Annotated in this window: 19 protein-coding genes, 1 tRNA gene and 1 pseudogene; 6 read left to right on the plus strand and 15 right to left on the minus strand. The window is 65.3% G+C overall.

From position 1 onward, the window contains the following. The 6 genes and pseudogenes from AC6A67_RS08285 to AC6A67_RS08310 all read right to left on the minus strand — a co-directional run. Nucleotides 1-1,246: pseudogene (locus tag AC6A67_RS08285) on the minus strand (hypothetical protein); the annotation flags it as partial. Beyond that, entirely contained in the window at nucleotides 1,236-1,436 is a 201-nt protein-coding gene (locus AC6A67_RS08290) for a helix-turn-helix domain-containing protein (protein WP_498036079.1), read from the minus strand. The gene AC6A67_RS08290 and the pseudogene AC6A67_RS08285, both read right to left, overlap by 11 nt. Nucleotides 1,437-1,568: 132 nt before the next feature. After that, complete coding sequence (locus tag AC6A67_RS08295) at nucleotides 1,569-2,294, minus strand: hypothetical protein (RefSeq protein ID WP_498036080.1); 726 nt, start codon at nucleotides 2,292-2,294, stop codon at nucleotides 1,569-1,571. Between the two features lie 32 nt (nucleotides 2,295-2,326). After that, nucleotides 2,327-3,568 (minus strand): tyrosine-type recombinase/integrase, encoded by a 1,242-nt coding sequence (locus AC6A67_RS08300; RefSeq protein ID WP_498036081.1) that lies wholly within the window; start codon nucleotides 3,566-3,568, stop codon nucleotides 2,327-2,329. A gap of 156 nt (nucleotides 3,569-3,724) precedes the next feature. After that, a tRNA-Ser gene (locus tag AC6A67_RS08305) sits at nucleotides 3,725-3,814 on the minus strand. A 684-nt stretch (nucleotides 3,815-4,498) separates the two neighbouring features. Beyond that, nucleotides 4,499-5,590 (minus strand): ATP-dependent DNA helicase, encoded by a 1,092-nt coding sequence (locus AC6A67_RS08310; RefSeq protein ID WP_498036082.1) that lies wholly within the window; start codon nucleotides 5,588-5,590, stop codon nucleotides 4,499-4,501. Nucleotides 5,591-5,867: 277 nt separating this feature from the next. Here AC6A67_RS08310 and AC6A67_RS08315 point away from each other — a divergent pair, with 277 nt between their 5' ends. Beyond that, nucleotides 5,868-6,182 (plus strand): hypothetical protein, encoded by a 315-nt coding sequence (locus AC6A67_RS08315; RefSeq protein ID WP_498036083.1) that lies wholly within the window; start codon nucleotides 5,868-5,870, stop codon nucleotides 6,180-6,182. Here AC6A67_RS08315 and AC6A67_RS08320 read toward each other — a convergent pair whose 3' ends face one another. Then, on the minus strand, nucleotides 6,183-7,433 hold the full coding sequence (locus AC6A67_RS08320; RefSeq protein WP_498036084.1) for a mechanosensitive ion channel family protein: 1,251 nt from the start codon (nucleotides 7,431-7,433) through the stop codon (nucleotides 6,183-6,185). It abuts the gene before it with no gap. A gap of 540 nt (nucleotides 7,434-7,973) precedes the next feature. Between AC6A67_RS08320 and AC6A67_RS08325 the strand changes: the two genes are divergently transcribed. After that, a complete protein-coding gene (locus tag AC6A67_RS08325) occupies nucleotides 7,974-9,971 on the plus strand; it encodes a mechanosensitive ion channel domain-containing protein (RefSeq protein WP_498036085.1) in 1,998 nt (665 codons plus the stop codon). Nucleotides 9,972-10,159: 188 nt separating this feature from the next. On the opposite strand, the gene AC6A67_RS08330 is transcribed toward AC6A67_RS08325, so the two are convergent. Continuing rightward, complete coding sequence (locus tag AC6A67_RS08330; protein WP_498036156.1) at nucleotides 10,160-10,936, minus strand: TetR/AcrR family transcriptional regulator; 777 nt, start codon at nucleotides 10,934-10,936, stop codon at nucleotides 10,160-10,162. A 356-nt stretch (nucleotides 10,937-11,292) separates the two neighbouring features. On the opposite strand from AC6A67_RS08330, the gene AC6A67_RS08335 reads away from it, so the two are divergent. Beyond that, nucleotides 11,293-12,606: an MFS transporter gene (locus AC6A67_RS08335; protein ID WP_498036086.1), complete on the plus strand. Its 1,314-nt coding sequence runs from the start codon at nucleotides 11,293-11,295 to the stop codon at nucleotides 12,604-12,606. Between the two features lie 220 nt (nucleotides 12,607-12,826). Here AC6A67_RS08335 and AC6A67_RS08340 read toward each other — a convergent pair whose 3' ends face one another. Further along, nucleotides 12,827-13,684 carry a hypothetical protein gene (locus AC6A67_RS08340; protein ID WP_498036087.1) on the minus strand — a complete coding sequence of 286 codons (858 nt, stop codon included), beginning with the start codon at nucleotides 13,682-13,684 and terminating at the stop codon, nucleotides 12,827-12,829. Nucleotides 13,685-14,188: 504 nt separating this feature from the next. Next, nucleotides 14,189-16,477, minus strand: a complete 2,289-nt coding sequence (locus tag AC6A67_RS08345; protein ID WP_498036088.1) for an NADP-dependent malic enzyme — start codon at nucleotides 16,475-16,477, stop codon at nucleotides 14,189-14,191. A 390-nt stretch (nucleotides 16,478-16,867) separates the two neighbouring features. Between AC6A67_RS08345 and mutS the strand changes: the two genes are divergently transcribed. Beyond that, on the plus strand, nucleotides 16,868-19,666 hold the full coding sequence (gene mutS / locus AC6A67_RS08350) for a DNA mismatch repair protein MutS (protein ID WP_498036089.1): 2,799 nt from the start codon (nucleotides 16,868-16,870) through the stop codon (nucleotides 19,664-19,666). A gap of 17 nt (nucleotides 19,667-19,683) precedes the next feature. Here mutS and AC6A67_RS08355 read toward each other — a convergent pair whose 3' ends face one another. The 4 genes from AC6A67_RS08355 to AC6A67_RS08370 all read right to left on the minus strand — a co-directional run bounded on the left by AC6A67_RS08355 (nucleotide 19,684) and on the right by AC6A67_RS08370 (nucleotide 22,990). After that, nucleotides 19,684-20,217 carry a hypothetical protein gene (locus tag AC6A67_RS08355; RefSeq protein ID WP_498036090.1) on the minus strand — a complete coding sequence of 178 codons (534 nt, stop codon included), beginning with the start codon at nucleotides 20,215-20,217 and terminating at the stop codon, nucleotides 19,684-19,686. Between the two features lie 111 nt (nucleotides 20,218-20,328). Beyond that, nucleotides 20,329-21,564 (minus strand): YbfB/YjiJ family MFS transporter, encoded by a 1,236-nt coding sequence (locus AC6A67_RS08360; protein WP_498036091.1) that lies wholly within the window; start codon nucleotides 21,562-21,564, stop codon nucleotides 20,329-20,331. Nucleotides 21,565-21,808: 244 nt separating this feature from the next. Continuing rightward, nucleotides 21,809-22,066: a DUF3297 family protein gene (locus AC6A67_RS08365; protein ID WP_498036092.1), complete on the minus strand. Its 258-nt coding sequence runs from the start codon at nucleotides 22,064-22,066 to the stop codon at nucleotides 21,809-21,811. A gap of 252 nt (nucleotides 22,067-22,318) precedes the next feature. Then, complete coding sequence (locus tag AC6A67_RS08370) at nucleotides 22,319-22,990, minus strand: MBL fold metallo-hydrolase (RefSeq protein WP_498036093.1); 672 nt, start codon at nucleotides 22,988-22,990, stop codon at nucleotides 22,319-22,321. Nucleotides 22,991-23,300: 310 nt separating this feature from the next. Here AC6A67_RS08370 and ychF point away from each other — a divergent pair, with 310 nt between their 5' ends. Together ychF and AC6A67_RS08380 are read left to right on the plus strand one after the other, a co-directional pair. Next, nucleotides 23,301-24,398, plus strand: coding sequence for a redox-regulated ATPase YchF (gene ychF, locus AC6A67_RS08375; protein WP_498036094.1), 1,098 nt, complete (start codon nucleotides 23,301-23,303; stop codon nucleotides 24,396-24,398). Nucleotides 24,399-24,697: 299 nt separating this feature from the next. Continuing rightward, nucleotides 24,698-25,405, plus strand: a complete 708-nt coding sequence (locus AC6A67_RS08380) for an endonuclease V (RefSeq protein ID WP_498036095.1) — start codon at nucleotides 24,698-24,700, stop codon at nucleotides 25,403-25,405. Nucleotides 25,406-25,432: 27 nt separating this feature from the next. Here AC6A67_RS08380 and AC6A67_RS08385 read toward each other — a convergent pair whose 3' ends face one another. Then, nucleotides 25,433-25,861: a hypothetical protein gene (locus AC6A67_RS08385; RefSeq protein WP_498036096.1), complete on the minus strand. Its 429-nt coding sequence runs from the start codon at nucleotides 25,859-25,861 to the stop codon at nucleotides 25,433-25,435. Between the last annotated feature and the right edge of the window lie 459 nt (nucleotides 25,862-26,320).

Here is a 26,320-nt window from a genome sequence, read left to right on the forward strand (position 1 = left end):
GATGGCGTTCGCTGCTGGAAGTTGAGCCGCCCATGTCTTGGGGGGCGTCGCCGTCTGGAGAAGAAGGATTGAACTCTTCCTTCGCGTGCTCCGAATTGCCGTCACTCCAGCCCAGGTCACCGGGGTCGAGACCAATTTGGTTGCACAGCCAGAGTGCCGCCTGCGCTGAATTCGGCGCGTCCCCCCACTCCATAACCAGATCGATGGGTGTACGCTTTCCTTGCCTTGGGTCGCCCAGATCATGGACGCCGAAGTCCTTGATGCCGCCGTGTTTGCCAGGGATGGCCGACAGGTCTTCCTCAAGGTTGCGACCAAGCTCCCTTGACGATACGCGATAACCGCCTGTGCCCGGCTGCGGCTTAGCCGTAGGAAACAGGGCTGGGAACCATGCGTCGAGATTTTCGAGCGCTTGGTCATTGACGTTTCGGAAATAGCTCGTCTGGTTGGTGGCAATGTGGGTCCGCTGGCTGATGCGCGGCATCTCCAGCTTTGGCCTGTCCATATGGCCGAAAATGTCCGCCACCGGCGGCGCGGTCTTGATCGGCGGGACGTCGCTGACAGGCTTCTCGGCCTCGATCTTCGTCATCACCTCGGTGACACGGGCGCGCAGGGCTTCAAGCGTCTTCGGAGCCGGGTTGATCTCAGTAGGCGAGCCCGGCAGGTGGTCGGCGGTGATCGTCAGATACCGCTGCTTGCCGTAAATCTCAACGCCAGCCGGATCGCTCTTGATCGCAGCCTCGACCTTGCCACGCGCGATCAGGCGCAGGCCAGCGCCCGACGGGCTGACCTCCGTATACGTCTCGCCGAAGTCAATGATCTCCTGAACCCACGGCTCCAGCTCGCCGGTTTCCGGGTTGCGGCAGTTGTCCAGATCGATGCCGGTGAAGTCGTCGTCGTCAGACAGCACAAAGCCCACGCCCGGCAACTTGCGGGTCGCGGCATAGTTGCGGGCCTGATCGTAAGAGCCCCACGTTTCCGGGTTGCTGTGCGATGCGCCGCGCCCGTTGAGCGGGCAGACCGGCGGTTTGGTGAACTTCTTGCCCTTGGGAGTTTCGACCTCCTTGTAGCGCCACGCCACCCACTGCCGGTAGGCGCGCAGCTCTGCGATTGCGGGGAGGTCGCGATTCTCTTCAATCCGTCGGACCCCGTCGAACGCCGGAGGCCGGTCGGCATGGGCTGCGCCCTCGCCTAGGGCCATCCCGTAACCAGTGGATGCTTTGTTAGGGCGCGTAGGGTCAGCGGACATCGCGACCCTCCTCGAGGAATGCTTCCAGATCAGCGAGCAGGATCAGGCGGGACTTACCAACCTTGAGCGAGCGAAGCCGGCGAGAGGCGATCGCTCGATAAAGCGTGGACCGGCCAAGGCCAGTGAGGCGCACAGCGTCGCCGATGCGGAGGGCGCGAAAGGGTGTAGCGATATTGTTTGAGGCGGACATGAAACCATCTCCAACTGTGTTGAGATGGTTGGACACACTATGCACAGCGCTGGCCGCGTCATCAAAACGACGGTCTTGAAAATAGTACGGTGTTGGTATGTTTCTGAGACCGGAATTCGCTTGACGCTTGTATCAGCTACCCGTCAGCAGGAGGCGCGCGAGATGGCTCAGAAGGGCGTGCGCAAACTCTTCGTAAATTTCACGATCCTGCTGCTGATAGTCCGAGGTCGACTTCGAAGGCCCTGAATAGGTGGCATGGATCTGCGAAGCTATAATGTTAGCTAGGCAGCCAGCTTCGGATGTCGCTCTTGCCTTTGCCATCATTCGTCTAGTTTGCTGTTTCCGGAACGCCCTATCTTCATCGCTCTCAGATTTAATAAGCATGTTATCTATTTTTTGCTCGTATTGTTCCGATAATTCATCATTATCGCATTCGTGCAATTCCATCGGCTTTACAGGGTATTTTCCATTTTTTAGCCTACTGTATTCTTTAATTAACTCGGCTCGACTAATAGTTACATCGGGAAATTTTTTCTTTGCCCATTCGATCGTCGATAATACGTTTGCGTCAAAAGTCCCACGCTCTGACTCTGCCTCAAGTGATCGCAGATACTCTGCCGCTGCCAAGCGAAATTGTCCGACGGCAAAGAAATGGACGAGCTTCGACGATTTGGGGCGGCCTTTGTCTGGGCGGGTAGTGTGCTGATTGACGAATGGCAGTTCGTCCGGCCACTTCGCTAGCTCTTTGAGCAGGGCAGAGCGAAGTGGCGGCGACAGGACTGGCGATCCATCCAAGTGCTTCTTCAATACTTTGATTAGATTTTCATTAACATAATGATCGCGCGGCAGCTTCTTCATCAACGTTTGTCCAGGTTGTCGGGCGGCCAGTCTCAAGCAGGTTCGGAGAGCTCGCAATGCTTTGACCAAGCTTCCATGAGCTCTCTACGTTTTTCGAGGGCAGAGCCGCGTCGGTAGGCGCGTTCGACGGCATTGCCGATTGTGTGGGCCAGGGCAGCTTCACAGATCTCACGCGGGAAGGGGGTGCAGTCACCGGCCCAGTCGCGGAAGCTGCTGCGGAAGCCGTGGACGGTGAACTCCCCATCAATGTGCCGACGCATCACCGCCGTGAGCGACATATCGCTCAGGGGGCGTCCCTTGTTCTGGCCCGGGAAGACAAGGGCCTCCTCGACATCGCCTGCAGGCTGATGCTGGCTGACCAACCGTAGGATCTCAACGGCGCGATCGGTCAGGGGCACCTGGTGCTCCGCGCCGGCTTTCATGCGTGCAGCAGGGATGGTCCAAAGTTTGTGTGCGAGGCTGATCTCGCTCCATGTCGCGCCGCGCACTTCCCCGGACCTTGCAGCCGTCAGGATCAGGAACTCCAGCGCCAACGCGCCCATGCCCCTCACCAGACGTAGGCGCTTGATGAAGGCCGGCACGTCAGCATAAGGCATGGCGGCGAAGTGCCGGGCGGCTGCGATCTTCTGCGGTTTAGGCAGCAAGTGCTTCAGGCCCGGCAAGTGAGCAGGGTTTTCGCCCGACCTGTGCCGGTCGGCGGTAGCGGCAGCGAGAATGGTTTCGATACGACCTCGCAGCCGGCTCATCGTTTCATGCTTCTCCAGCCAATGCGGCTGGAGGATTGCCACGATGTCTTCGCGCGTGATGTCCGCGAGTTGCTTGTCACGTATCGCCTCGCAATAACCGCCGTCGATCCACGCGCCTTGGTCATCCTTGCGAATGCTCAGTGTGCTGCGCCATTGATCGATATGCTTGGCGTTGCGCCACGAAGAGCTGTGCCGGTCGACATAGGCAGTGGCGTACTCGCCAAAGCTGGGGCCCGATGGGGCTGCGGCCCTAGTTTCTTCCTGACGGGCCCTAATTGGGTTGATCCCTTGCTCAACCAAAGCCCGGGCTTGACGCCGCCTCTCCCTTGCCTCGGCCAGCGAAACTTCGGCTGCAGAACCAAGGCCAAGCTCTTTCTGATGGCCCTCGAACTTGAACAGGAAGACCCATCGCCGTCTGGATCCGTCACGGCTGATGGAAAGATAGAGCCCGCCGCCATCACTATGGCGGCCCGGCGTTTTCAACGTCGCGACGGTGCGTGCGGTGAGCTTATTTAGGGCCCGCGCCATGCCTCTCTCCCGGTCCCAGTTTCGGCCCTAGTGCCGAACATGCGTTCTGGTGGGATGATGCTAGACGGCCTGAGACGCAGAGGGAATACAACTCGTTGCACTGCAACGATTCTTGGGTCGATCTGAGACGGTCAGGAATGTCTTGGGAAGGTCATATGGCGGAGGGAGCGGGATTCGAACCCGCGATAGGGTTGCCCCTATACACACTTTCCAGGCGTGCGCCTTCAACCACTCGGCCACCCCTCCGCAACTGGCATGGGCCAGTCGAGAACTGGGCGCTGCGGCTCCGGTGGGAGGGTGGCGCTGATATAGCGCGCACGGGCGGCGACCCGGGTTCTGGGCGCGATGTATAGCCGATGTGGGTCACAGTGCAAGGGGGCGTCTGGCAGAACGGCGGGCTGTCCACCACCGAGGGGCGCCTGAACGTGGCGCCTGGCGCTCGCCGGGACTTTTCCCATCTGCGGGCAGGCCGTCTGTGGTGATCTTGTCGCTGCGGAAGGACGAGCGTACCTGCCCAAAGTGGGCTGGAAAAGCTTTTCCGGAACGAGCGGTCGAAGAACCAGTGATCTCAGGAAAAGCTATGCTGGGACAAGGCTCTCGCCACAAGCATCTTGATACGCTTCTCTCGCCGCCAGCTGCCAGCTGCCAGCTGCCAGCTGCCAGCTGCCAGCCGCCAGCCGTCATCCGTCAGCCGCCAGCGTCGCTTGACGGCGTCAGGCCGGTGCGCCGCCCCAATTGACGCTGCGGTCATTCGCTGCGCGAGGATGGCCTAGGCGGCAAGAGGGCGGCGTCGGGCAACGTTCTATCTTCGCCTTCAAGGCGGCTGGTGAGGACTGCCCGGCGCGCCCCCTGGATGTGGGAGGGGCCGCGTTGGCTGCAGCCCTGTCCGCGCCTGCAAGACCGCCGAAGCGGGCGGCCCGGCGCGCGCGGTTACACCACCAGCGTCAGCTGTTTCGCGGCGCGGGTGATGCCGGTGTAGAGCCAGCGGTGGCGGTGTTCGCGGAAGGCGAAGCTCTCATCGAACAGCACCACATTATCCCATTGCGAGCCCTGGGATTTGTGCACGGTCAGCGCATAGCCATAGTCAAATTCGTCGGAGCGGCGGCGGATTTCCCAGGGCAGGGCCTCTTCACCGCCCTCGAAGAACTCCTTCAGCACGCTAACTTTCGCTGCGCGGCCGCCGACATCTTCATCAGGCTGCACCGTCAGTTTCACCTGGCCCTTCGACAGGCCGCGGGCGCTGCGCACGCGGAACACGCCGCCATTGAGCAGGCCCTTGACGCGGTCGTTGCGCAGGCACACCAGCTTCTCGCCGACCCCCGGCATCGGGTCGCGAAACCCCAGCAATTCGCGGATGCGGCCGTTGTACAGCTTGCGCGTCCGGTTCATGCCCACCAGCACCTGGTCGGCGGCGAGGATGGCGTCGGCGTCGATCTCGCGGCGCGAGATCACGCGGGTTGCGCCATAATCGCCGGGCGCGATGCGGCCGCCTTCGCGGGCGATCATCGACAGGCGCACGATGGGATCGTCGGTGGCCTGGCGATGCACCTCGGTGAGCATCACATCAGGCTCGTCGGCGGTGAAATAACCGCCGCCCTTCACCGGCGGCAATTGCGCCGGATCACCCAGGACCAGGATCGGCGCGTCGAAGGATTCAAGATCGCGCCCCAGCTCGTCATCCACCATCGAGCACTCATCGATGATGATCAGGCTGGCCTTGGACGCCGCGCCATTGGGATTGATGACGAAGGTCGGCGCCTCTTCATCCACCGCGCGCGCCCGGTAAATCATGCTGTGAATGGTGGTGGCGTCGACGCAACCCTTGGAGCGCATCACCAGCGCCGCCTTGCCGGTGAAGGCGCCGAACATCACGTCGCCATCTACGCCCTCGGCGATATGGCGCGCCAGCGTGGTCTTGCCGGTGCCGGCATAGCCAAACAGCCGGAACACCTGTGGCGAACCCTTCTTCAGCCAGCGCGCCACGGCGTTCAGCGCGTCTTCCTGCTGCGGCGACCAGGCCATGCTTCCCGTTTCTCCATCAGGCGTCGCCGCCGCGCCAGCCGCTCAAGGCGGGGGCGCGCTGCAGCCGCCAGCCATCAGCGCCCCGCGCCATGGCGTTTACCCTGTCCAGGGGAGGATGTAGCCATGCTGGCGGCAAAACGCCATCCTGTCGCCGCGCAGCCATGGCGGCGGGCTGGTCGCGCGCGACCAGCCCTAACGGGTCGCAAGGATGCTGACGCATCCGCGATCCCGAAAAGCTCAGGCCCTGTGATTGCGCGCGACAGGAGCAGGCGGACGGATGCGGGCGATACTGCGATTTCTGGGCTTTGTTGCGGTGGTCGGCGGCTTCGTCGCGCTCGTCGTCGACATGACGTTTTATCTGGCCAATGACCAGTGGCGGCTCGTGCCGCTCTCAGGCGTGCTGGACGGCATCGCCCCAGGCGCTTCGGCCCAGCTGGTCCGGCTGGTGGGGGAATGGAGCAGCGCGTGGGGCGGCGGCGCGGTCGCGTCGCTGGTGTCGAGGGCGCTCGCTGCGCCAGCCTCTGCGGCCGGCATCGGCCTCGGGTTTCTGCTCATGCTGCTGTGTCGTCGCCGGCCTGCTGACGCCATCTGATCAGGCGGCGGCGCGCCGTGCCAGCGCGCGCACATCGCCGCCGGATGGGTTCTGGAACACCCGCAGGCCAAATTCCGGCACGATCGCCAGCAGATGGTCGAACAGGTCCGACTGCACCGCCTCATATTCCGTCCACACCACGGTGTTGGCGAAGCAATACACCTCCAGCGGCAACCCTTCCGGTCCCGGCGGCATCTGGCGCGCCATCAGGGCCATGTCCTGCCGCACGCGCCCATTAGCCCGCATGTAGGCTTCCACATAGGCGCGGAAGGCGCCGATATTGGTCATACGCCGTCGGTTGGCCGGCATTTTGCCGCCATCTCCGAGGCTGGCGTTCCACGCATCGATATCCTGACGTTTGCGCGCCAGATAGTCGGACAGCAGGGCGAAGCCCGCCAGTCGCGCCACCTCCTCGTCGGAGAGAAAGCCGATGCTGGTCTGGTCAATGAAGATGGATCGCTTGATGCGCCGGCCGCCGGCCTCGCGCATGCCGCGATAATTGCGGAAGGCGCCGGAGACCAGCTTGCGGATCGGCACCGTGGTGATGGTGCGGTCGAAATTCTGCACCTTGACGGTGTGCAGCGCGATCTCGGTCACGTCGCCGTCGGCGCCCTCGCCTGGCACCTCGATCCAGTCGCCGACCCGCACCATGTCGGTGGAGGAAATCTGGATGCCGGCGACCAGCGACAGCAAGGTGTCCTGAAACACCAGGATCAGGACGGCGGCCATGGCGCTAAGGCCGGACAGCAGGATGACTGGCGAGCGGTCGATCACCGTGGCGATCATCAGCAGCGCCGCGATGACATAGATCGCGATCTTGAAGATCTGGAAATAGCCCTTCAGCGGCTTCAGTCGCGCCTCGGGGCGTCGGTGATACAAGACGTCGAGCGCGTTGAGCGCCGACGAAATGGCGATGGCCACGGCCAGAATGATCACCGCATTGGCGACGTTGCGCACCACGGTGACGAAGGCTTCCGGCACGTGCGGCGTCAGGCCGATGCCCGAGGCGATGACGATGGCCGGCGCCGCCATGGCCAGCCGCTCCACCACGCCATGGCGGCGCAGTTCAGGGTCGCGCCCCCATGGCGTGCGGTCGATCAGCCTGTCGAAGCCCCGCAGCAGCAGGCGTTTGACGATGAAATTGATGATCAGCGCCAGCAGCACGAGCCCGCTTACGAACAGCGCCGCGTCCAGCCACGGCCATTGGGTTCTGAACTGCACGAGCTCGCGCAACGCCTCATTGATCGCCATGCCAGCCAGGGTCCTTTCTGTTCGCAGGGAGACGGGGCGCAGGCCCAGGGGGCGCCCCGAGCGGGCTCCTGCCGCTTCAGCATGGTCAGGCAAAAGCCGAATCGGCTCCTGAAGGATGAGCATGGCATGTGGTCAACCGGCAACCCTGTTCCCAGTTGGCGACTTGCGGCGAGAGGCCGGCCCGAGCCTGCGCGGCCCATGCATGGCGGCGAATCAAGGCGCGCGCCGGCCAGCAGGCCGATTTTTCCATTGGAACGGCGCCCGTGACGCCGGACTGGCTGCACCCTCGGCGACGCCCTGCGCGGGGTGCAGGCGGGGGCGCGCGCAGGCGCCTCGCTGGTAACAGTCTGATACGAGCGCTCAAATTCACTTGTGAAATAGTGCTTGAACCGCGCCGTGGGCTGCGCCGCGAACGCTGACGCGGCGGGTCTATTCGCAGCCGCTCTCTGTGGTTCTTGCATACGCCCCACCGCATCCTGCAAATACTGGGACTGCGCCGCAAAAAGCGCCATGTCGCCGTCACCGCCAGGAGCACACAGTTTGGCCCAGCATCAAGCATCCGGGGAGTTGGAGGGCGGCGTTAGCGCGCTGTCGCACTGGATCAACCAGTTCGCGCAGGTGTTTCATGAGGGCCTGGCGCGACGCATCGCCAATATCGGCGCTGCGCCCGCCGACTGGGCCGCCTTTGTCGGCGGCATGGAGGCCCAGGGCCGCAGCGCGGGGGTGATCATGCTTTATGCGCTGGCGGCGGTGATTGGCGGGGCGCTGGCGCTCGTCGCCATGCGGCGGTTTATGGCGCATCGCGGCATCCCCCTTGGACCTGTGCTGCGTGGAGCGCTGGCCATCCTGCTTGCGGGCGTGCTGGTGGTCATCGCCAGCCGCATTGTCACCAGTGACGTGCCGACCCGGCGTCTGGTGATCCTGTGGGGGTGCGCCTCCATCATCGCCTTCAGCTGCCGCCATATCCTCGGGCAGATCTTGACGGCGGGTTGGGCGCCAGCCCGGGCGCGCAGCCAGTTGCGGGTGTTCCGCGAGATGATCAGCCTGTCGTTCATGTGGGCGATCGCTGGCCTCGCCATCATCTCGACCATTCGCGAACTGGGCGCGAGCCGCGGCCTGGTGGATCTGTTCTCGACCCTGGTGATCAGCGCGCCGGTCACTGCGCTCTTCGTCGCCGCTTATCTGATCTACCGCCAGCCGGTGACGGCGGCGGTGGCTGGCCCGCCGCCGCGCACCGTGCGGCGGCTGCGCTTCGCCGCATCCTGGCCCTATCTGGCCATCGTCGCCGCCCTTGGCACCTTTGCGGCGCTGCAGATCGCCATCACCATCAACCAGCCGCTGCCTGGGCTGCCGATGATGCTGACGCTGCTGCTGTTGCTTTTGGCGCCGCATATCGATTCCACGCTGTCGGCCTGGTCGCGGGCGCGCGAGGAGGCCTGCGCCAGTATCCCGCGCGCCGCGATCTATCGCACCAGTCGTCCGGCGTTCATCCTTGTGACGCTGCTGGCGCTGGGATCGCAATGGGCCTATCCGGCGCTGTCGGCGCTGGGCGTGCGCAGCGATGACAGCGAATGGCGCACCCTGTCGCTGGCGCTGGTGGCGCTGGTCTCCGCCTGGGCGTGGAACCTCACCGATATCGGCTTTGAGCGCCTGTCGCAGCGCAAGGCCCGTGGCGCCGTCCCGCATGACGATGAGATCGTGCACAAGCCGCACTCGCGGCTGGAGACGCTATTCCCGCTGCTGGCGGGCACGGCGCGCACGGTGATCCTGCTCATCGCCTTGCTGACCATCCTGCTGCTGCTGGGCATGAATGTCTGGCCGATCATCACCGGCCTCAGCGTCTTCGGCCTCGCCATCAGCTTTGGCTCGCAGACCCTGGTCAAGGACATCGTCTCGGGCCTGTTCTTCCTGATCGACGATGCCTTCCGCATGGGCGAATACATCGAAACCTCAGGGGCGAAAGGCACGGTCGAGCGCATCTCGATCCGCTCGGTGTCCCTGCGCCATCCGCGCGGCGCCGTGGCCACCATTCCCTATGGCCAGATCGGCAAAATCCAGAACTACAGCCGCGACTGGGTGATCGACAAATTGGTGTTCCGCGTGGCGTTCGACACCGACGTCGAGAAGGTGCGCAAGCTGTTCAAGCAGATTGGCGCTGCACTGGCCGAGGATCCAGGCTTTAAGGACGATCTGCTGCAGACGTTCAAGAGCCAGGGCATTTTCAACGTCGAGGACGGCACCTTGCTGGTGCGCGGCAAATATATGGCGCGGGCCGGCAAGCAGTTCGGCATCCGCAAGCGCGTCTATCTGGAAGTACAGAAGGCCTTCCGCGAAAATGGCATCGTCGCCGTGCCGAAGCCGATGATGGTGGCTGGTCCGCCCGGCGTCGGCGGCGAGGCGAGGGGGGCGCCCCCGGCGCCGGCTGCCCAGGCGCCCACCGCCCAGGCCGCAACTGCGCCTGTAGCCACGCCTGCCGCTGCGCCGGCGCCCACCGCCACAGAGGCTGCGACGCCTGCATCGCCGGCCACCGGCGTCTGATGCCGGCGCCCGATGCGCATGCGCTCCGGGCGCTGGTCAGGCCTTGGGCGGCGCATGCACCCTGCAGGTCGCGAATGCGTCAGCATCGTCACGGCCTGGTATGAGCGGCGTGGGCGGTATACGGAAGGCGCGGGGCAGGAGGGCTGCGTGATCACCGCGCTGTCTGTGCTCACGAAACCCTCAATCCGTCAGGTCGACGGTGACAGCTCGCCTGCCTCCGTCCCAGTCAGCGCGGTGGTGAGCGCCAGGGCCTGCGCCCGGGTCGTCGCCAGCAATTCATCCGACAATTGCGGGTTAATGCCGGCGATGCTGCGGGCCAGCGACAGACCGCCGACCAGCGTCGCCAGCAAGGCGATGGCCCGGGCGCGCGTTCCCTGCGCCGCAGCCTCGGCGTCACGCCCGCCTTCACCTGTCGGCGCCGACGCGGGCGCCCAAATTTCCAAACCAGGAGTTTCCAGGCCAGCGGCTTGCAGGCCAGGAAATTCTGAGCCAGGCGTTTCTGAACAAGGCGTTGCGGCGGGGGCGTCGCCAGCGACGATTTGCGCCAACATCGTCAGATAGCGCTCCAGCCCCGCCGCATAGGCGGCCCGCACCTCCGCCTCTTCGCGTGAGACGTCGGCGCCAAAGGCGACCATCGGGCAGCCGGCGGCGTCGGCGTCGCGTGAGGTCGGCGAAAGATAGCGCTGGATGTAGGCCCTGAGGGCGTCCGCCCGCGCCGTCGCACCTGCCTCAGCGGCGATAGGCGCGAGGCGGGCGGTGGCCACGTCGAAATTGTGGATCAGCGCGCTGGCCTGCAAATCGGCCTTGGAGGCGAAGTGATTGTAAAAGCCGCCATGGGTGAGGCCCGCGGCGCGCATCAGTTCGGCGACGCTGGGGCCATCGAGGCCGCGCTGGCGAAACAGCCGCGAGGCCTGCGCCACCACCTCGGCCCTGTTGGCCTCGACCTTTTCCTTGCTTATGCGCACCAAAGGCTTCTCCTCCGATTGCGTGGCGATGACCGGCGCCTGGTCTTTGGCCAGGCAATTGCCTGAGATTTCGCGTGCGCCAACGTCCAGCCGGGATACACATAATCTGCGGCGTGGTGCACAAGCGCCAAGGCGAGCGCTACGGCAAGCGGCGCAAAAATCGCGCTGCGCCCCTTGACGTTTAATGACGCTTGTCATCATTAATTGATGATGGCTGTCATCATAAAGCGTGATGATGGCCATGTCGAGGGCGGCCGCCGCCTGGCGCAATCGGGGCCAGAGCGGGTGAGGCGAAGGCAGCCGACATTATCTGCGAAGGCGGCGCAGCCATGGCCGGCCGCAGAATGGAGCATAGCATGCTGGCCAAATCCCTGGCGGCGACCCTGGACCGACGCGGCGTGCACTATGGCTGGGTCGTGGTCGCCATCACCTTCTTCGCCTCCTTGAGCATCGCCGGCACGGTAGGGCTTGGCGGGGTGTTCATTGGCCCAATCATTGAAGAGTTCGGCTGGAACACGGCGGATATGTCGGCCGTGTTCGCCATCCGCCTGCTGCTGTTTGGCCTGATGGCGCCCTTCGCCGCGGCTTTCATGGAGCGCTATGGCGTCCGCAACATCATCGTCACGGCGCTGGCGCTGGTCATCGGCGGCATGGCGCTGGGCGTTTACGCCACCCAGCTCTGGGAATTCGTGCTGCTGTGGGGCTTCGTCGTCGGCTTCGGCACCGGGCTGACGGCCATGGTGCTGGGCGCAACCGTGGCGAGCCGCTGGTTTGATGAGCGGCGCGGCCTTGTGCTCGGCCTGCTGACGGCGGCGGTGGCCACCGGCCAGCTCTGCTTCCTGCCGCTCGCCGCCTGGCTGGTCGAGGCCTATGGCTGGCGCATCGCTCTGGCCCCGACCATGGTCTCGCTGGGTGTGGCGGCCGTGCTTGTGCTGCTGTTCATGCAGGATCGCCCGTTTGACGTCGGCCAGCGGCCGTTCGGCGCGCCACGCCTCGCCCCCGGCGAGCAGCTGACGCCGCCGCCAGCCCGCACCGGCAATGTGCTCACGGCGGTGATGCGCGCCTTCTCCATTCTGCGCGAGGGGCTGACCAGCCTGCCGTTCTGGGTGCTGTTCGGCACGTTTTTCATTTGCGGCCTGAGCACGGCGGGTCTCGTGCAGACGCATTTCATCTCATTGTGCAGCGATTTTGGCATGTCGCGGGTCGACGCCGCCTCGACGCTGGCCATGATGGGCGCCTTCGACTTCGTCGGCACCATCCTGTCGGGCTATCTGTCGGATCGTTACAATAACCGTAGCCTGCTATTCTGGTATTACGGCCTGCGCGGCCTGTCCTTGCTGTGGCTGCCGCAGAGCACCTTCACCTTCTACGGGCTGTCGCTGTTTGCGGTGTTCTATGGCCTCGACTGGGTCGCCACCGTGCCGCCGACCGTGAAGCTGGCGGGCCAGTATTTCGGGGCCGAAAAGGCGCCGCTGATCTTCGGCTGGGCGTTCGCCGGCCACCAGATCGGCTCCGCTGCGGCGGCCTGGGGCGGCGGCCTGTCGCGCACCTTGCTGCAGAGCTATCTGCCGGCCTTCTACATCGCCGGCATATTGTGCCTGGTCGCCGCCGCGTCGGTGTTCCTGTTACGTGACAGGTCGCAACCCGCGCTGCGCGAGGCGGCGGCCTGACGCCGGATCAGGCGCCGCCAGCCTTGCCGGCGGCGCCTCCACTTCAACACGGCTGGCGCGCGGCAGCGCTCCCGCAAGACCCAGGGCGAGCATAGGCTCTAACGCCATTACGCCGCGCAGCCAGCGCGGCGCTTGTCGCAATGAGCGGCGTCCGGGCGAGACCAACGGCGCAGCCCAGCGGTTCGGCGCGGCCGACAATGGCGTGGCGCCGAAGACGCGATTACATCGGCTGCAGCACCGTGACCTGGCTGAGTATGGTGGGGTTCTGATCCTCGGGATGGAAGCGATACGTCACAGCTGGAAAGATCCCCTCAATGCTGAGGACGGGGGCAAACAACTTTGTCTTGTTGTAAAAGGCCAGTTGCTGCGCTTGGGCGCTCGCCAGCGCCTCGGCCCCTTCCATAACCACTGAGCGCTTGCGCCTGTTATCCGGCAGTGCGGCGACCGCCGCTGACGCTGTTACTAGTGGCTGGACATCACGAACATAAAAGAACCCCAGCACGGGAACCCTGGATGGGTCATCTTCTGGCCAGGCGTGGATGACAAATTCATTCCAGGGCAGCCCACCGGAACGCAGATCGGTGGTAAGGATAATGTCGATTACTGATTTCGCCGCCAGTGTGTTGGCAGGGTCTGAGCCCGTGAGCTTGAAGCCACAGATTCCAAAAAAATCGACATCGGTCGTTGGGTTGTACACTTTGATCCACTGCGGGGCAGTATAGATGCCCTGGTCCTGGCAGGGCATGCTTTTCGGCTCTCCTTGCGATACGCCGCAGCCCGAGTCCGACCGCGCGATCGTCATGCCGTCCACGGGGTAGGCGCAGTGCATTGCGAGTGGGAAGGCTTGGCGTGGTGCATAACTCCCCGGCCAGAAAACCAATCCAGCAAAGCCGAATGGCCGTGTGGCGATTGTGATGTGGCTGTATGTCAGTGAGAGCCTGTTCTCGGGGACAGGATGCATCCAGTAGTCATTGTCGTACTCAAATGCGGTGAGAAACACGCCGGCGCTATCATAATTCGGCTTTGGTCCCTCATTGGAGAGGTGGGCGCGATACAGAATATTGGCGAGACTTTCCATGTAGTCTCCCCAAGCGGCTTGCGTGGTGACCTTGGTTCCCTGCAGTGGGCGTGTTGCGGCTTGTGCAGGGGGACTGACGATCAATGGCGCCGACACGATTGTTACGGCGAGCAATAGGCGTAAGACGACGTTCATTTTTGGAACCCAGCCGGTAACGACAAAGCTGGATTCTGACGCGCCGGCCGGAGCGAGGACAGCGGATTACTGGAGCAAGCGCCTGAAATAGCTACGCGATTACTGTCCAGGGCCTATCTCATTCCAGGGGCGTCTCCCACATCACAGGCGGCGCGAAAGCTCCCAAGGCGCCAGGCGCGCCGTGGACCTCATGGCGAGCCGTCCGCGATCGATGCAGGACTACCTTCGTAAGGCGCCTGGCCGGCGGGCATGCGTCGCCCGCCATGGCCCAGACGCAATTGCGGCCCGGAGCATGTGCTCCGGGCCGCAATTGATCTGACGTGAAAACAGCGTCAGGCGCAGCCTTTGGCGGCGGCGCCGTGAGGCCGGTCAGCCGCCGACGTTGTAGGCGGCCAGCGCCGACATATTGACGATCTCGCTGTCGCGGGCGCCGAGCGAGACGATCTGCACCGGGCGGTCGAGGCCAACGATCAGCGGGCCGATCACCGTCGAGCCGCCGAGCTCTTCCAGCAGCTTGGTGGAGATGGCGGCCGAATGGATCGCCGGCATCACCAGCACATTGGCCGGACCCTTGAGGCGCGAGAACGGGAACTGCTTCATCAGCTCCGGATCAAGCGCCACGTCGGCGGCCATTTCGCCTTCATACTCGAAGTCGACATGGCGCTGGTCGAGGATCTTGATCGCCTCGCGCATCTGCGCCGAGCGCTCGCCCTCCGGCTGACCGAAGGTCGAGAACGACAGCATGGCGACGCGCGGCTCATAGCCGAGACGACGGGCGGCGTTGGCGGCCTGCACGGCGATGTCGGCCAGCTCTTCCGCGTCCGGCATCTCGGAGATGGCGGTGTCGGCGATCAGCACGGTGCGGCCGCGCGAGATCACCAGCGACACGCCGATGACGCGATGGCCCGGCTTGGTGTCGATGACATGGCGCACTTCGCCCAGCGCCGTCGCATAATTGCGGGTGACGCCGGTGACCACCGCATCGGCGTCGCCCATGGCGACCATGGCGGCGGCGAAGTAGTTGCGGTCATTGTTGACCAGGCGCTGGCAGTCGCGCAGCAGATAACCCTTCCGCTGCAGCTTGTTGTACAGCATCTGGGCGTAGGCCGGGTTACGCTCCGACAAGCGGGCGTTCTGGATGGTGATGCCCTCGCGGCCTTCCAGCTCGATGCCGGCGTTGGCGGCGGTGGCCAGCACCAGCTCCTCACGACCAACCAGCACGGCGCTGCCGAGACCCTGGTTGACGTAGGACACGGCGGCGCGGATCACCTGCTCCTCTTCACCCTCGGCGAAGACGACGCGCTTCGGATAGCGCTTGACGCGCTCGAACACGCGCTGCAGCGCGCCGACAACCGGGTCGCGGCGGGCCGACAGCTCGGCGCGGTAGCGGTCCATGTCGACGATCGGCCGGCGGGCGACGCCGGTGTCCATGGCGGCCTTGGCCACCGCCGGCGGCACGGTGTGGATCAGACGCGGATCGAACGGCACCGGAATGATGTATTCGGGGCCGAACTTCGGACGCGAGCCCTGGTAGGCGGCGGCGACCTCATCCGGCACGTCCTCGCGGGCGAGGGCGGCGAGGGCCTCCACGGCGGCGATCTTCATCTCCATGTTGATCTGCGTCGCCCGAACGTCGAGCGCGCCACGGAAGATGTAGGGGAAGCCAAGCACGTTATTGACCTGGTTCGGATAGTCCGAGCGGCCCGTGGCGACGATGGCGTCATCGCGGATGGCGTGCACCTCTTCCGGCGTCACTTCCGGATCGGGGTTGGCCATGGCGAAAATGATCGGGTTCGGCGCCATCGACCGGATCATCTCTTCGGTGAAGGCGCCCTTGGCCGACAGGCCCATGACGGCGTCGGCGCCCTTGAAGGCGTCTTCCAGCGAACGCGCGTCAGTCTTCGCCGCATGCGCCGACTTCCACTGGTTCATGCCTTCCTGGCGACCCTGGTAAATCACGCCCTTGGTGTCGCAGAGGATGACGTTGTCGGACTCAAAGCCCATGGCCTTGAGCAGCTCGACGCAGGCGATGCCGGCGGCGCCGGCGCCATTGACGATCAGCTTCGTCGTCTTGGGGTCGCGACCGGTCATCTGCATGGCGTTGAGCATGCCGGCGGCGGCGATGATCGCCGTGCCGTGCTGGTCGTCATGGAACACCGGAATGTCCATCAGCTCGCGCAGGCGGTCTTCGATGACGAAGCACTCCGGCGCCTTGATGTCTTCCAGGTTGATGCCGCCAAACGACGGGCCGAGATAACGCACGGCGTTGATGAAAGCGTCGGTGTCTTCGGTGTCGACCTCAAGGTCGATGGAATCGACGTCGGCGAAGCGCTTGAACAGCACCGACTTGCCTTCCATCACCGGCTTGGCGGCCAGCGCGCCGAGATTGCCGAGGCCGAGAATGGCGGTGCCGTTGGTGATCACCGCCACCACATTGCCGCGCGCCGTATAGTCGAAGGCGCGGGACGGCTCATCCGCGATCGCCAGCACTGGCACCGCGACGCCCGGCGAATAGGCCAGCGACAAATCGCGCTGCGTCGCCATCGGCTTGGTCGGTACGATCTCAAGCTTGCCGGGACGGCCCTGCGAGTGGAAATCGAGCGCTTCCTGATCGGTGAAGGTCGGGCGCGCCTTACGGCGTGAGGGCTGGTCGGTCATGGCGGAATTCTGTGCTCTTGTTCTGATGTCAGCGCGTGGCGACGTTATTTGACGGCCGTGCGGCTCCCCGCCTTGCGCAAAGGCAAGGCGCCGGAGAGTACGCAGGCAATCCGGTTTCCTCAAGCGATGCGAACGACAATTTCGCACGTTCTGTCTGTCTATTGGCCTATTGCGACGCAAAGGGCAAAATCTCTTTCGGTTAAGAGGCGCTTCGGCGGTAAAAACCGACAGTCGTCGGCGTCCAGCGCCACGGCCTGGGCATAACTCGCCGGGCGCGCCGCCAGAATGGGATGGCGCTTGCCACGCGGCGCGGCTGTGATGCACCTTCCGCACTCCGCTGGAAGACGGCGCTGGCCGCCGGCCCGCCGACCCAGCCGACAGAAAGGCCCGATGACGCTCATGGCTGACGCCCGGATCGACGAGACCGATGGGGGGGCATCTGACCCCGCGCTGACGGCGCCGGCGACGGAGCGCGCCAGCAAGCGTGCGGCCCATGGCGCCGCCACGCCCGCCGAGGCCAGCCGCGTCACGCCGATGATGGCGCAATATCTGGAGATCAAGGCGGCGCACCCCGATGCGCTGCTGTTCTACCGGATGGGCGATTTTTACGAGCTGTTCTTCGGCGACGCGGAGGAGGCCTCCCGCACCCTCGGCATCGTGCTGACCAAGCGCGGCAAGCACCAGGGCGACGACATTCCCATGTGCGGCGTGCCGGTCGAGCGCTCCGACGAATATCTCGAACGGCTGATCGCCGCCGGCCACAAGGTGGCGGTGTGCGAGCAGACCGAAGACCCCGCCGAAGCGCGCAAGCGCGGCGGCAAATCGGTGGTGAAGCGCGATGTGGTGCGACTGGTCACCCCGGGCACGGTCACCGAGGAGCGGCTGCTCGATCCTTCGCGCTCCAGCCTGTTCGTCGCCGTGTCGCGCCAGCGCGCCGAGCATGGTTACAGCTATGCGGTGGCCGCCACCGACATCACCACCGGCCGCTTCACTGTCGGCGAGGTCGAGGCCAGCGCGCTCGCCGCCGAACTGGCGCGGCTCGACCCGCGCGAGATCGTTGTGCCCGATGTCATTTATGACGATCCGGACCTGCATCCGATGTGGCGCGACAGCCGCGTTCTGGTGACGCCGATCCCGCGCGAGGGGCTGGACCCGGCCACCGCCGCACGGCGTTTGCAGGACTATTACGGCGTCGCCTCGCTGGAGGCGTTCGGCAATTTCAGCCGCGCCGAAACCGCCGCCGCCGCTGCTGCCCTGGCCTATGTCGAACGCACGCAATATGGCGCGCGGCCATCGCTGGCGCCGCCGTCGCGGGCCAGCTCCGGCGCCATCATGGCGGTCGACGCCGCCACCCGCGCCAATCTGGAGCTGGCGCGCACGCTTGGCGGCGAGCGGGCTGGCAGCCTGCTGGCGACCATCGACATGACGCTGACGCCCGGCGGCGGCCGCCTGCTGGCCGAGCGCCTGGCCGGGCCGCTCACTGACCTGGCGCGCATCCGGGCGCGTCATGACGCAGTGGCGGCGCTGGCCAATGACAGCCTGCTGCGCGGCGTGGTGCGCGAGCGGCTGAAGGCGGCGCCAGACATGGCCCGCGCCCTGTCGCGGCTGACGCTGGACCGGGGCGGCCCGCGCGATCTGGCGGCGCTCGGCGCCGGCATGCATGCGGCGCTCAGCCTCGGAACGGTGCTGGGCGATATCCCAAACCTGCCCGAGGAGCTGGCCGACGCAGGGGCTTCGCTGCGCCAGCTCGATCCTGCGGTGTCCGCGGCGCTGGCCGCAGCGCTCGACGATGAGCTGCCGCTGCTCAAGCGCGACGGCGGCTTCGTCCGCCCCGGCCATGACGCGGCGCTGGATGAGGCGCGGCTGCTGCAGGCCGACAGCCGCCGCTATATCGCCGCGCTTCAGGCCCGTTATGCCGCCGAAACCGGCGTCAGGACGCTGAAGATCAAGCACAACAACATGATCGGCTATTACGTCGAGACGCCGCAAGCGGCGGGCGAGACGTTCCTGCAGCCGCCGCACAACAGCCTGTTCGTGCATCGCCAGACCATGGCCGGCGCCATGCGCTTCTCCACGGTGGAGCTCGGCGAGCTTGAGGCGAAGATCGCCTCGGCGGCGGACAGGGCGCGCGGCATCGAGCTGGCCGTGTTCGAGCGCCTGCGCGCCATGCTGATCGACTGCGCTGACGCCATCCGCGCCGCCGCCGATGCGCTGGCGGTGCTGGATGTGACGGCGGCGCTGGCCGAACTGGCCATGGAGCGCGACTGGGTGCGGCCGCAGATGGACGACAGCCTGGCCTTCACCCTGGAGGCCGCTCGCCATCCGGTGGTGGAGGCGGCGCTGAAGCGCCAGGGCCAGGCCTTTGTCGGCAATGACAGCGATCTGGCCGATCCGGAGGCGGAAGCCGGGCGCCTGGTGATCGTCACCGGTCCCAATATGGCCGGTAAATCAACTTGGCTGCGGCAGAACGCCGTGGCGGTGGTGCTGGCGCAGATGGGAGCGTTTGTCCCGGCCCGCCGCGCCCATATCGGCGTGGTCGACCGGCTGTTCAGCCGCGTCGGCGCCGCCGACGATCTGGCGCGCGGCCGCTCCACTTTCATGGTGGAGATGATCGAGACCGCCGCCATCCTCAACCAGGCTGGCCCGCGTTCGCTGGTGATTCTCGACGAAATTGGCCGCGGCACCGCCACTTTCGACGGCCTGTCCATCGCCTGGGCGGCGATCGAGCATTTGCACGAGGTCAATCGCTGCCGCGCCCTGTTCGCCACCCATTATCACGAGCTGACGGCGCTGTCGGAGCGCCTCGACCGGGTCGGCAATGTCACCATGCGCGTCGCCGAATTCCACGGCGAGGTGGTGTTCCTGCATGAGGTGACCACAGGCGCCGCCGACCGCAGCTACGGCATCCAGGTGGCGCGCCTCGCCGGCCTGCCGCCGTCGGTGGTGGAGCGGGCGCGGGCGATCCTCGCCGAGCTGGAGAAGGGCGATCGCGAAAAGCCGGTGTCGACGCTGATCGATGATCTGCCGCTGTTCGCCGCCGCCGCGCCACGCCGCATGACGACTGCTGCAACGGCGCCACAGCCGGCGGCGCCCGATCCGCTGCGCGAAGCGCTCGACGCCATCGACGTCGACGATCTGTCGCCGCGCGCCGCGCTGGATGAGTTGTACCGGCTGAAAATGCTACGATGATTCGACGAGAAGCTCGATCATAGCGCAAGTGCCTTCCATGAGAGAAATATGCCAACCATAAAGGCACTTGCGGCGATCGATGCAGTGATGGCCATCGCCCATGCCCAGATTTTTCTTTTTTTGGCGAGGGGATTTACCTCGGATTGAAATTTTTTAGAGAGTTCATCCATTCCATCATATCCACTCGACATCATTGAATAGACAGTATGGTGTTCTTCGCTGATATAATGATTTGCGATGTAGGCTAGGCCAAAGCTGATAATCGCGATCACTAGTCCTATGGCGTATGATGCCAATGCGTATTTCAGGTCGGTGAAATGCAGGCTCGGGTTGATGGTCTTTAGCTTGTCTGCGAGCCCTACAAGGGCGACGATCGAAGCGCCATTGGCGATTATGACTGACTTTAGGAAGTTCTCGCCGGCCCTCACTGCGGCCGCACTGCCATCTCTGGCATCGTTTTGCGATCCCTCCAGCATTAATAATCTTGCATCCGCGCGGAGGCGATCGATCTCGGCATTAGGCAGAAGGCGATATGGCCTCTCGTCGTTCATTGTGCCCCCTGCAATGAAACTTAGTAAAAAGATGTAGCCAGTTTAGTAGGGTTGACGTGTCAGGCCTTCTTAGCATTTGCCCATACCGTTTACCTGGAAGGAAATGTCCTCTCAGCGCTTTTGCGCCAGCGCCGCCGTGCTCAGCTCCACCGCCAGCGCCAGAATGATGATGCCGGCGCCGATGCCGAACAGCAGCGGATAATCATGGGTGCGGGCGAACACCCAGGAGAAGAAATAGCCGGCCAGCGCCTGGCCGACGGCGAAGCCGATGGTGGCGATGCGCCAGCCGTCAGGGATACGGTCGGGCGGGGCCACCTCGCGTAACCGGCCCATGGTGAGCACGGCGACCCCAGGCACGAAGGCGCCGATGAGGATGCTGGATGCGGCCAGCAGCCACGGATTGGCCGAGACCACCAAAGCGCCGACGCCGAGGGTTTGCAGGAGCAGCCCCACCCGCAAGGTGGCGCGGAAGCCGAAGCGGTCGCCGCAGGCGCCGGTGATCAGCGGGCCGATCATCGCCCCAAGCCCGAACAGCGCCCAGAACATCGAGCCGGTGGTGATGCCCCAGCCAAGGCCGCGCGCCACATAGTCGGCCAGGAAGATCATGTGCGGCACAAGGCCGAAGGCCGACAGGGCGTAGATGGCGTAGACGCCGGCGAGCAGCATGGCGACAGCGGCGGGCGAGCGGCCGCCAGGGGCTGGCGCTGCCACAGGCGTCGCCCCAAGCTGCGGCTTCGCCGGGGCAGGCGGCCAGCCGCTCCAGCCGAGCGCCATGACCACGAGGCAACTGACGCCCAGCGACAGCCAGGCGAAGGTCAGCCCCTGCGCCGCCAGCCACGGCATCAGCAGTCCGCCAAGGGTGACGCCGATGGCGGGGCCGACAAAGATCATGCCGGAAGCGAAGCCGCGACGGTTCTCCGGAATGAACGGCAGGATGAATGGCGCCGCCGTCACCAGCGCCACCGCGCCAGCAAAGCCGGCGAGAAAGCGCCAGAAAGAGAACCACAGGAACGACGACGGCCAGGCGCAGGCGAAGAAGCTGAGGGCGCAGGCGACCATCGCCACCTGCAGCGCCAGCCTTGGATTGGCGGCGGACAGCCGGCGCGACAGCAGCGCGCCGAGGAAATAGCCGGCGAGATTGGCGGCGCCGATATAGGCTGCCTGCGACTGGTTGAACCAGTTCTGCTCCACCAGCGCCGGCATCAGCGGCGTATAGGCGAAGCGCGCAAGGCCAATGCCGATAAACATCGCGCACATGGCCGAAAATGTCAGCCGCCACGGCGGTGGAATATGCGGAGGGATCTGGGGCGCGTGCTGCGATGCGGCGGCGGTCGACGTCTGGTTCATGGCCGGAGCTTACACACGCTGATGGGCGTCGCGGCGCCAGGGCCAGACGCGTGGCAGGGGCCGCGCCCAGGCGAAAAGCGCATGGCTGAGGGCGGCGTTTCAGGGCAGCGTTCGCCATGCCGCGCCATGCGGAATGTCGCGGGCCATGCGCCCGCCATCAGCCTTGCGTAAGGCGCAAAAAAGGGCGGAGCCATCGCTCCGCCCGCATCATGCGCCTACAAAGGCGTCAGCGCGCCACCATGCCTCAGCCTTCGGCCACGTCCTGGAAATACGGCTCGACCGTGCCCTTGAGCTTGATGGTCATCGGGCGGCCCTTGCGGTCGACCGTATTGCCGACGGCGAGGCGCACCCAGCCCTCGGAGACGCAATATTCCTCGACATTGGTCTTCTCGACGCCCTTGAATTTGACGCCGACGCCGCGCGCCAGCACGGCCTCGTCGTGAAACGGGCTGGCGGGGTCCACGCTGAGGTGATCGGGCGGGGTCGCTTGCTTGTCGCTCATGTCAGATCCTGATGGCGCGGCGCACAGGTTGCGCCGTCTCCGTGATGGTCGCGGGGCGGCCCGCAGATTGGCCGCTGGATAACCCGCCCGGTGGGGGCGGCACAAGGGAGCGCCAGACAGAGGCTCGTTTTGCGCCTGTGACCTGGCAAGGCCAGGTGCACGTTGGTCCAGTGAACGTTGCCCCAGTGAATGTTGGCGCAGCGAAGGTTGCGAACTGCGCCGCCTGCCAGCGCCGCCTGCCAGCGCCCTTGCTCAGTTCAGGAACGGATTGAACTCGCGCTCCTGGCCGAAGGTGCTCATCGGACCGTGGCCGCAGATGAAGGCGATATCGTCGCCAAGCGGCAGCAATTTGGTCTTGATCGAGCGGATCAGCGCCTCATGGTCGCCGCCTGGCAGATCGGTGCGGCCGACCGAGCCCTGAAACACCACGTCGCCAACCAGAGCGATGCGCTGGTCCTTGTTCACCAGCACCACCGAACCGGGCGAGTGCCCCGGGCAGTGATAGACGTCGAAGCTCGCGCCGCCGATGCTGACGGTCTCACCTTCCTCGAGCCAGCGGTCGCTCTGCACATTGCGCACGCCGCCGATGCCCCATTTCACCGCCTGCTGCTCGACATTCTGCATCATCTCGGCGTCGGCCCGGTGCGGACCCTCGATCTTGACGCCCAACTCCTCGGCCAGTTCGGCGGCGGAGCCGACGTGGTCGATGTGACCATGGGTGATGATGATCTTCTCGATCTTCACCTTGGTCTGCTCCAGCGCCTTGCGGATCAGGTGCGGGTCGCCGCCAGGGTCGACCAGCGCGCCGGCCATGGTGTCCTCGTTCCAGATAATGGTGCAGTTCTGCTGGAACGGCGTCACCGGCACGATGGCGGCGCGCAGGGGGAATTCAGGGCGAGGCTGGTTGTTGTTGTCATCGCTCATGGACGTTTCCTGATCGGGGCGGCGGACGGGCGCAGCAATTGGGCGCCGGGAGCCCGGCCCTGGATGTGCGCGTGGGCCCTGCGCAGCGCGGCCGGCGCGCAGACAGGGCGGTCTGGCTCATGGGTAACTTTATTTGCGTGCTCAGGCCAGAGCGTCTGGCGCGTGGCTTGCGGCGAAATCCGGTTTCCACTTTCGGGGCTGATGCTCTATGGATGCGCCAGATTTCTGGATGCGCCTGGCGAGACGGCGCGGGGCGGCCTGTGGCCAGCCCGCGTGCGCCAGCGGTTGAGCGCGCTGCGCTGGAGTGGTCATGGGTTTCAAATGCGGAATCGTCGGTCTGCCGAATGTCGGCAAGTCGACCCTGTTCAATGCGCTGACGCAGACGGCTGCGGCCCAGGCCGCCAATTACCCGTTCTGCACTATCGAGCCGAATGTCGGCGACGTGGCGGTGCCGGATCCGCGCCTCGACGCCCTGTCGGCCATCGCCGGTTCGCAGCAGATTATCCCGACCCGCCTGACCTTCGTCGACATCGCCGGCCTCGTGCGCGGCGCCTCGAAGGGCGAAGGCCTTGGCAACCAGTTCCTCGGCAATATCCGCGAATGCGACGCCATCGCCCATGTGGTGCGCTGCTTTGAGGACGGCGACGTCACCCACGTCGATGGCAAGGTTGACCCGGTGGCCGACATTGAGACCATTGAGACCGAGCTGATGCTCGCCGACCTCGAAAGCCTCGAAAAGCGCGTCACCGGCCTCGAAAAGCGCGCCCGTGGCGGCGACAAGGAGGCCAAGGAGCAGATCGAGCTGGTCAATCGCTCGCTGGCGCTGTTGCGCGACGGCAAGCCGGCCCGCCTCGTCGAGGTCTCGGCGGATGAGCAATTCGCCTTCCAGCAGCTCGGCCTGCTGACCTCCAAGCCGGTGCTCTACGTCTGCAATGTCGAGGAAGCGTCGGCCAAGGACGGCAACGCCCATTCCGCCGCCGTGTTCGCCCGCGCGGCGGAAGAAGGCGCGCGCGCCGTGGTGGTGTCGGCGGCGATCGAGAGCGAGATCGCCGTGCTGCCCGAGGAAGAGCAGGCGGAATATCTCGAGGCCATCGGCCTTGAAGAGCCTGGCCTCAACCGCGTCATCCGCACCGGCTATGAGCTGCTCGGCCTGATCACCTATTTCACCGTTGGCCCCAAGGAAGCCCGCGCCTGGACCATCACCGTCGGCACCAAGGCTCCAAAGGCCGCCGGCGTCATCCACTCGGATTTCGAGAAGGGCTTCATTCGCGCCGAAACCATCGCCTTCAACGATTATGTGACGCTGAAGGGCGAGGCCGGCGCCCGCGACGCCGGCAAACTGCGGCTGGAAGGCAAGGAATATGTCGTCGCCGACGGCGACGTGCTGCACTTCCGCTTCAACAACTGAACGGCGAGCCTGCGGCCGGCGCGGGCCGCTGACGCATGCATGACCGGGCGGGCGTCCTTCGACGCCTGCCCGTTTTGCGTTTGGGAAGGGCGGAGGCTGGCAGGCGTTTTCGGGGGCGGGGAAGAGGCGGGGGCGAGAAGACGTGGATGCCCGTGACAAGCACGGGCATCCACGTCTTCAGGCCACCTCCGCAGCCGCCTCTCGAAGCCCCCTCCCGAACCCATCACCCGCACCGACCCGAGCGTCCACCCACCACCAGCCCCCTGGCGCAAAGCCCACCCCAGCGCCATATGCCCCTCATGCAGCTATTCCCCCGCCATCCCTGGAACGTCACGCCACGCGAGGCCATCGCGCTGCAGAAGCAGTTGGTCAGCGATCTTGTCCTCGATATGCCGCTTGATCTGACGCAGGTGCGGCTGGTGGCGGGCGTTGATGTCAGCGTGCGCGCCGGCCGCTCGCGCGCGGCGGTGGTGGTGATGCGCTTTCCGGAGCTGGTCATCGTTGATACGGCGCTGGCCGAGGCGGCGACGCCATTCCCTTATGTGCCGGGCCTGCTGACCTTTCGCGAGGGGCCGGTGCTGGAGCAAGCGTTTGGCCAGCTCAGCGTGACGCCAGACGCCTTTATCTTCGACGGGGCAGGTTGCGCCCATCCGCGCGGCATCGGCGTCGCCAGCCATATGGGCCTGTGGCTGCAGAAGCCTTCGGTGGGCTGCGCCAAGACCCGGCTCACCGGCTGGAGCGCCGGGCCCGGACCGGAGCGCGGCGCGATGGCCCCGCTGCTGGCGCGCCCACCGACGCCGGAAGATCCGACGCCGCAGCGCATTGGCACGGTGCTGCGCAGCCGCGCCCAGGTCGCGCCAGTCTATGTCTCGCCGGGCCATCTGATCGACCAGGCCAGCTCTGTCGCGCTGGTCAGCGCCTGCCTGGGCCGGTTTCGCCTGCCGGAGCCGCAACGCGCCGCCCACAACGCCGCCGCGCTAGGCGGTAAGCGCGCGGAAGGCGCGTGACGTTTGCGGAGCGCACAGATCGTCAGGTCACAGGCGGGCGCTGCTGTCAGCCTGCGGCAGTCGCCGCATGGTCAGCTGCACCAGATCATCGCCGACAATGCGCCAGTTCTCGATTTCGGATCGCCAGCGCGCCTGCGGATAACGGTCGAGCCAGGCGCTGACGATGGCCCGCGCCTCGCTGGCCGGGACGACGAAGCTCTTGCGACGCCACTTGCTGAGATTGACCGGACCCGCCGCGTCATCGTCGGCGAGCAGACCCGCGGCCAGCAGTTCGGCATCTGACGGGCTGAAGGCGGGGAGGGTGGAGGTTGGCGTCCCCGTGCCTGCAGGCGCACTTGTGGCGGCCACTGAGCTATGCGGCGTGGGATCAGGGGCCGCCGGCGTGGCGCCGGTCCGGTCACGCCGCAGGGCGATTCGCCGGGCGATAGCTGCTGGACTGGTTCTGGTGACTGTCATGATCGCCTCCCAGGGAGAGATGGCCTCGCGTGACGCTACCGTCTTGTGTCGCAACCTTTGTGACGCTGTTGAACGCTGTCTGAGATGGCCGAAGTGATTTGGCCAGCAGGCCTGGACAGGGGCCTCGGCCCGACGTTCCGGCATGCGCCGTGTGGCGTGCTGCCGCTGTGGAAGTTGTCTGGCGCGCAGGTGCTCTACGCTTCGTCAGGTTAACCCGTGCCGGTCGCCATGGCGAGAGGTCGCCAGCCCGTGGCGCCGCGAATACAGGCGCGCGGCGCCGCAATTGCAGGCGACGGCGCGGCGATATAGCGAGCGATTTAATTATAGATAAAATTCAGGCGGCAATGCGAGTGATGCCAGACCATGCGCTGGTTCAATCTATTAAAACTGGGCATGTTGTGCTGAGGCGCTGGTATGGCGGCTCATGCAAATAGAGCAATAAATTCAATAATATGTTGG

The sequence above is a fragment of the Camelimonas sp. FR25 genome, from assembly GCF_059740505.1.

What these genes read in the sequence shown, in the direction of transcription:
- AC6A67_RS08345 (WP_498036088.1), bottom strand. Translation starts at nt 16,477, where the DNA reads ATGACCGACCAGCCCTCACGCCGTAAGGCGCGCCCGACCTTCACCGAT.
- AC6A67_RS08385 (WP_498036096.1), bottom strand. Translation starts at nt 25,861, where the DNA reads ATGACAGTCACCAGAACCAGTCCAGCAGCTATCGCCCGGCGAATCGCC.
- AC6A67_RS08320 (WP_498036084.1), bottom strand. Translation starts at nt 7,433, where the DNA reads ATGGCGATCAATGAGGCGTTGCGCGAGCTCGTGCAGTTCAGAACCCAA.
- AC6A67_RS08355 (WP_498036090.1), bottom strand. Translation starts at nt 20,217, where the DNA reads ATGAACGACGAGAGGCCATATCGCCTTCTGCCTAATGCCGAGATCGAT.
- AC6A67_RS08290 (WP_498036079.1), bottom strand. Translation starts at nt 1,436, where the DNA reads ATGTCCGCCTCAAACAATATCGCTACACCCTTTCGCGCCCTCCGCATC.
- AC6A67_RS08370 (WP_498036093.1), bottom strand. Translation starts at nt 22,990, where the DNA reads ATGAGCGATGACAACAACAACCAGCCTCGCCCTGAATTCCCCCTGCGC.
- AC6A67_RS08365 (WP_498036092.1), bottom strand. Translation starts at nt 22,066, where the DNA reads ATGAGCGACAAGCAAGCGACCCCGCCCGATCACCTCAGCGTGGACCCC.
- AC6A67_RS08335 (WP_498036086.1), top strand. Translation starts at nt 11,293, where the DNA reads ATGCTGGCCAAATCCCTGGCGGCGACCCTGGACCGACGCGGCGTGCAC.
- AC6A67_RS08360 (WP_498036091.1), bottom strand. Translation starts at nt 21,564, where the DNA reads ATGAACCAGACGTCGACCGCCGCCGCATCGCAGCACGCGCCCCAGATC.
- AC6A67_RS08300 (WP_498036081.1), bottom strand. Translation starts at nt 3,568, where the DNA reads ATGGCGCGGGCCCTAAATAAGCTCACCGCACGCACCGTCGCGACGTTG.
- AC6A67_RS08295 (WP_498036080.1), bottom strand. Translation starts at nt 2,294, where the DNA reads ATGAAGAAGCTGCCGCGCGATCATTATGTTAATGAAAATCTAATCAAA.
- AC6A67_RS08315 (WP_498036083.1), top strand. Translation starts at nt 5,868, where the DNA reads ATGCGGGCGATACTGCGATTTCTGGGCTTTGTTGCGGTGGTCGGCGGC.
- ychF (WP_498036094.1), top strand. Translation starts at nt 23,301, where the DNA reads ATGGGTTTCAAATGCGGAATCGTCGGTCTGCCGAATGTCGGCAAGTCG.
- AC6A67_RS08340 (WP_498036087.1), bottom strand. Translation starts at nt 13,684, where the DNA reads ATGGAAAGTCTCGCCAATATTCTGTATCGCGCCCACCTCTCCAATGAG.
- mutS (WP_498036089.1), top strand. Translation starts at nt 16,868, where the DNA reads ATGACGCTCATGGCTGACGCCCGGATCGACGAGACCGATGGGGGGGCA.
- AC6A67_RS08310 (WP_498036082.1), bottom strand. Translation starts at nt 5,590, where the DNA reads ATGGCCTGGTCGCCGCAGCAGGAAGACGCGCTGAACGCCGTGGCGCGC.
- AC6A67_RS08380 (WP_498036095.1), top strand. Translation starts at nt 24,698, where the DNA reads ATGCAGCTATTCCCCCGCCATCCCTGGAACGTCACGCCACGCGAGGCC.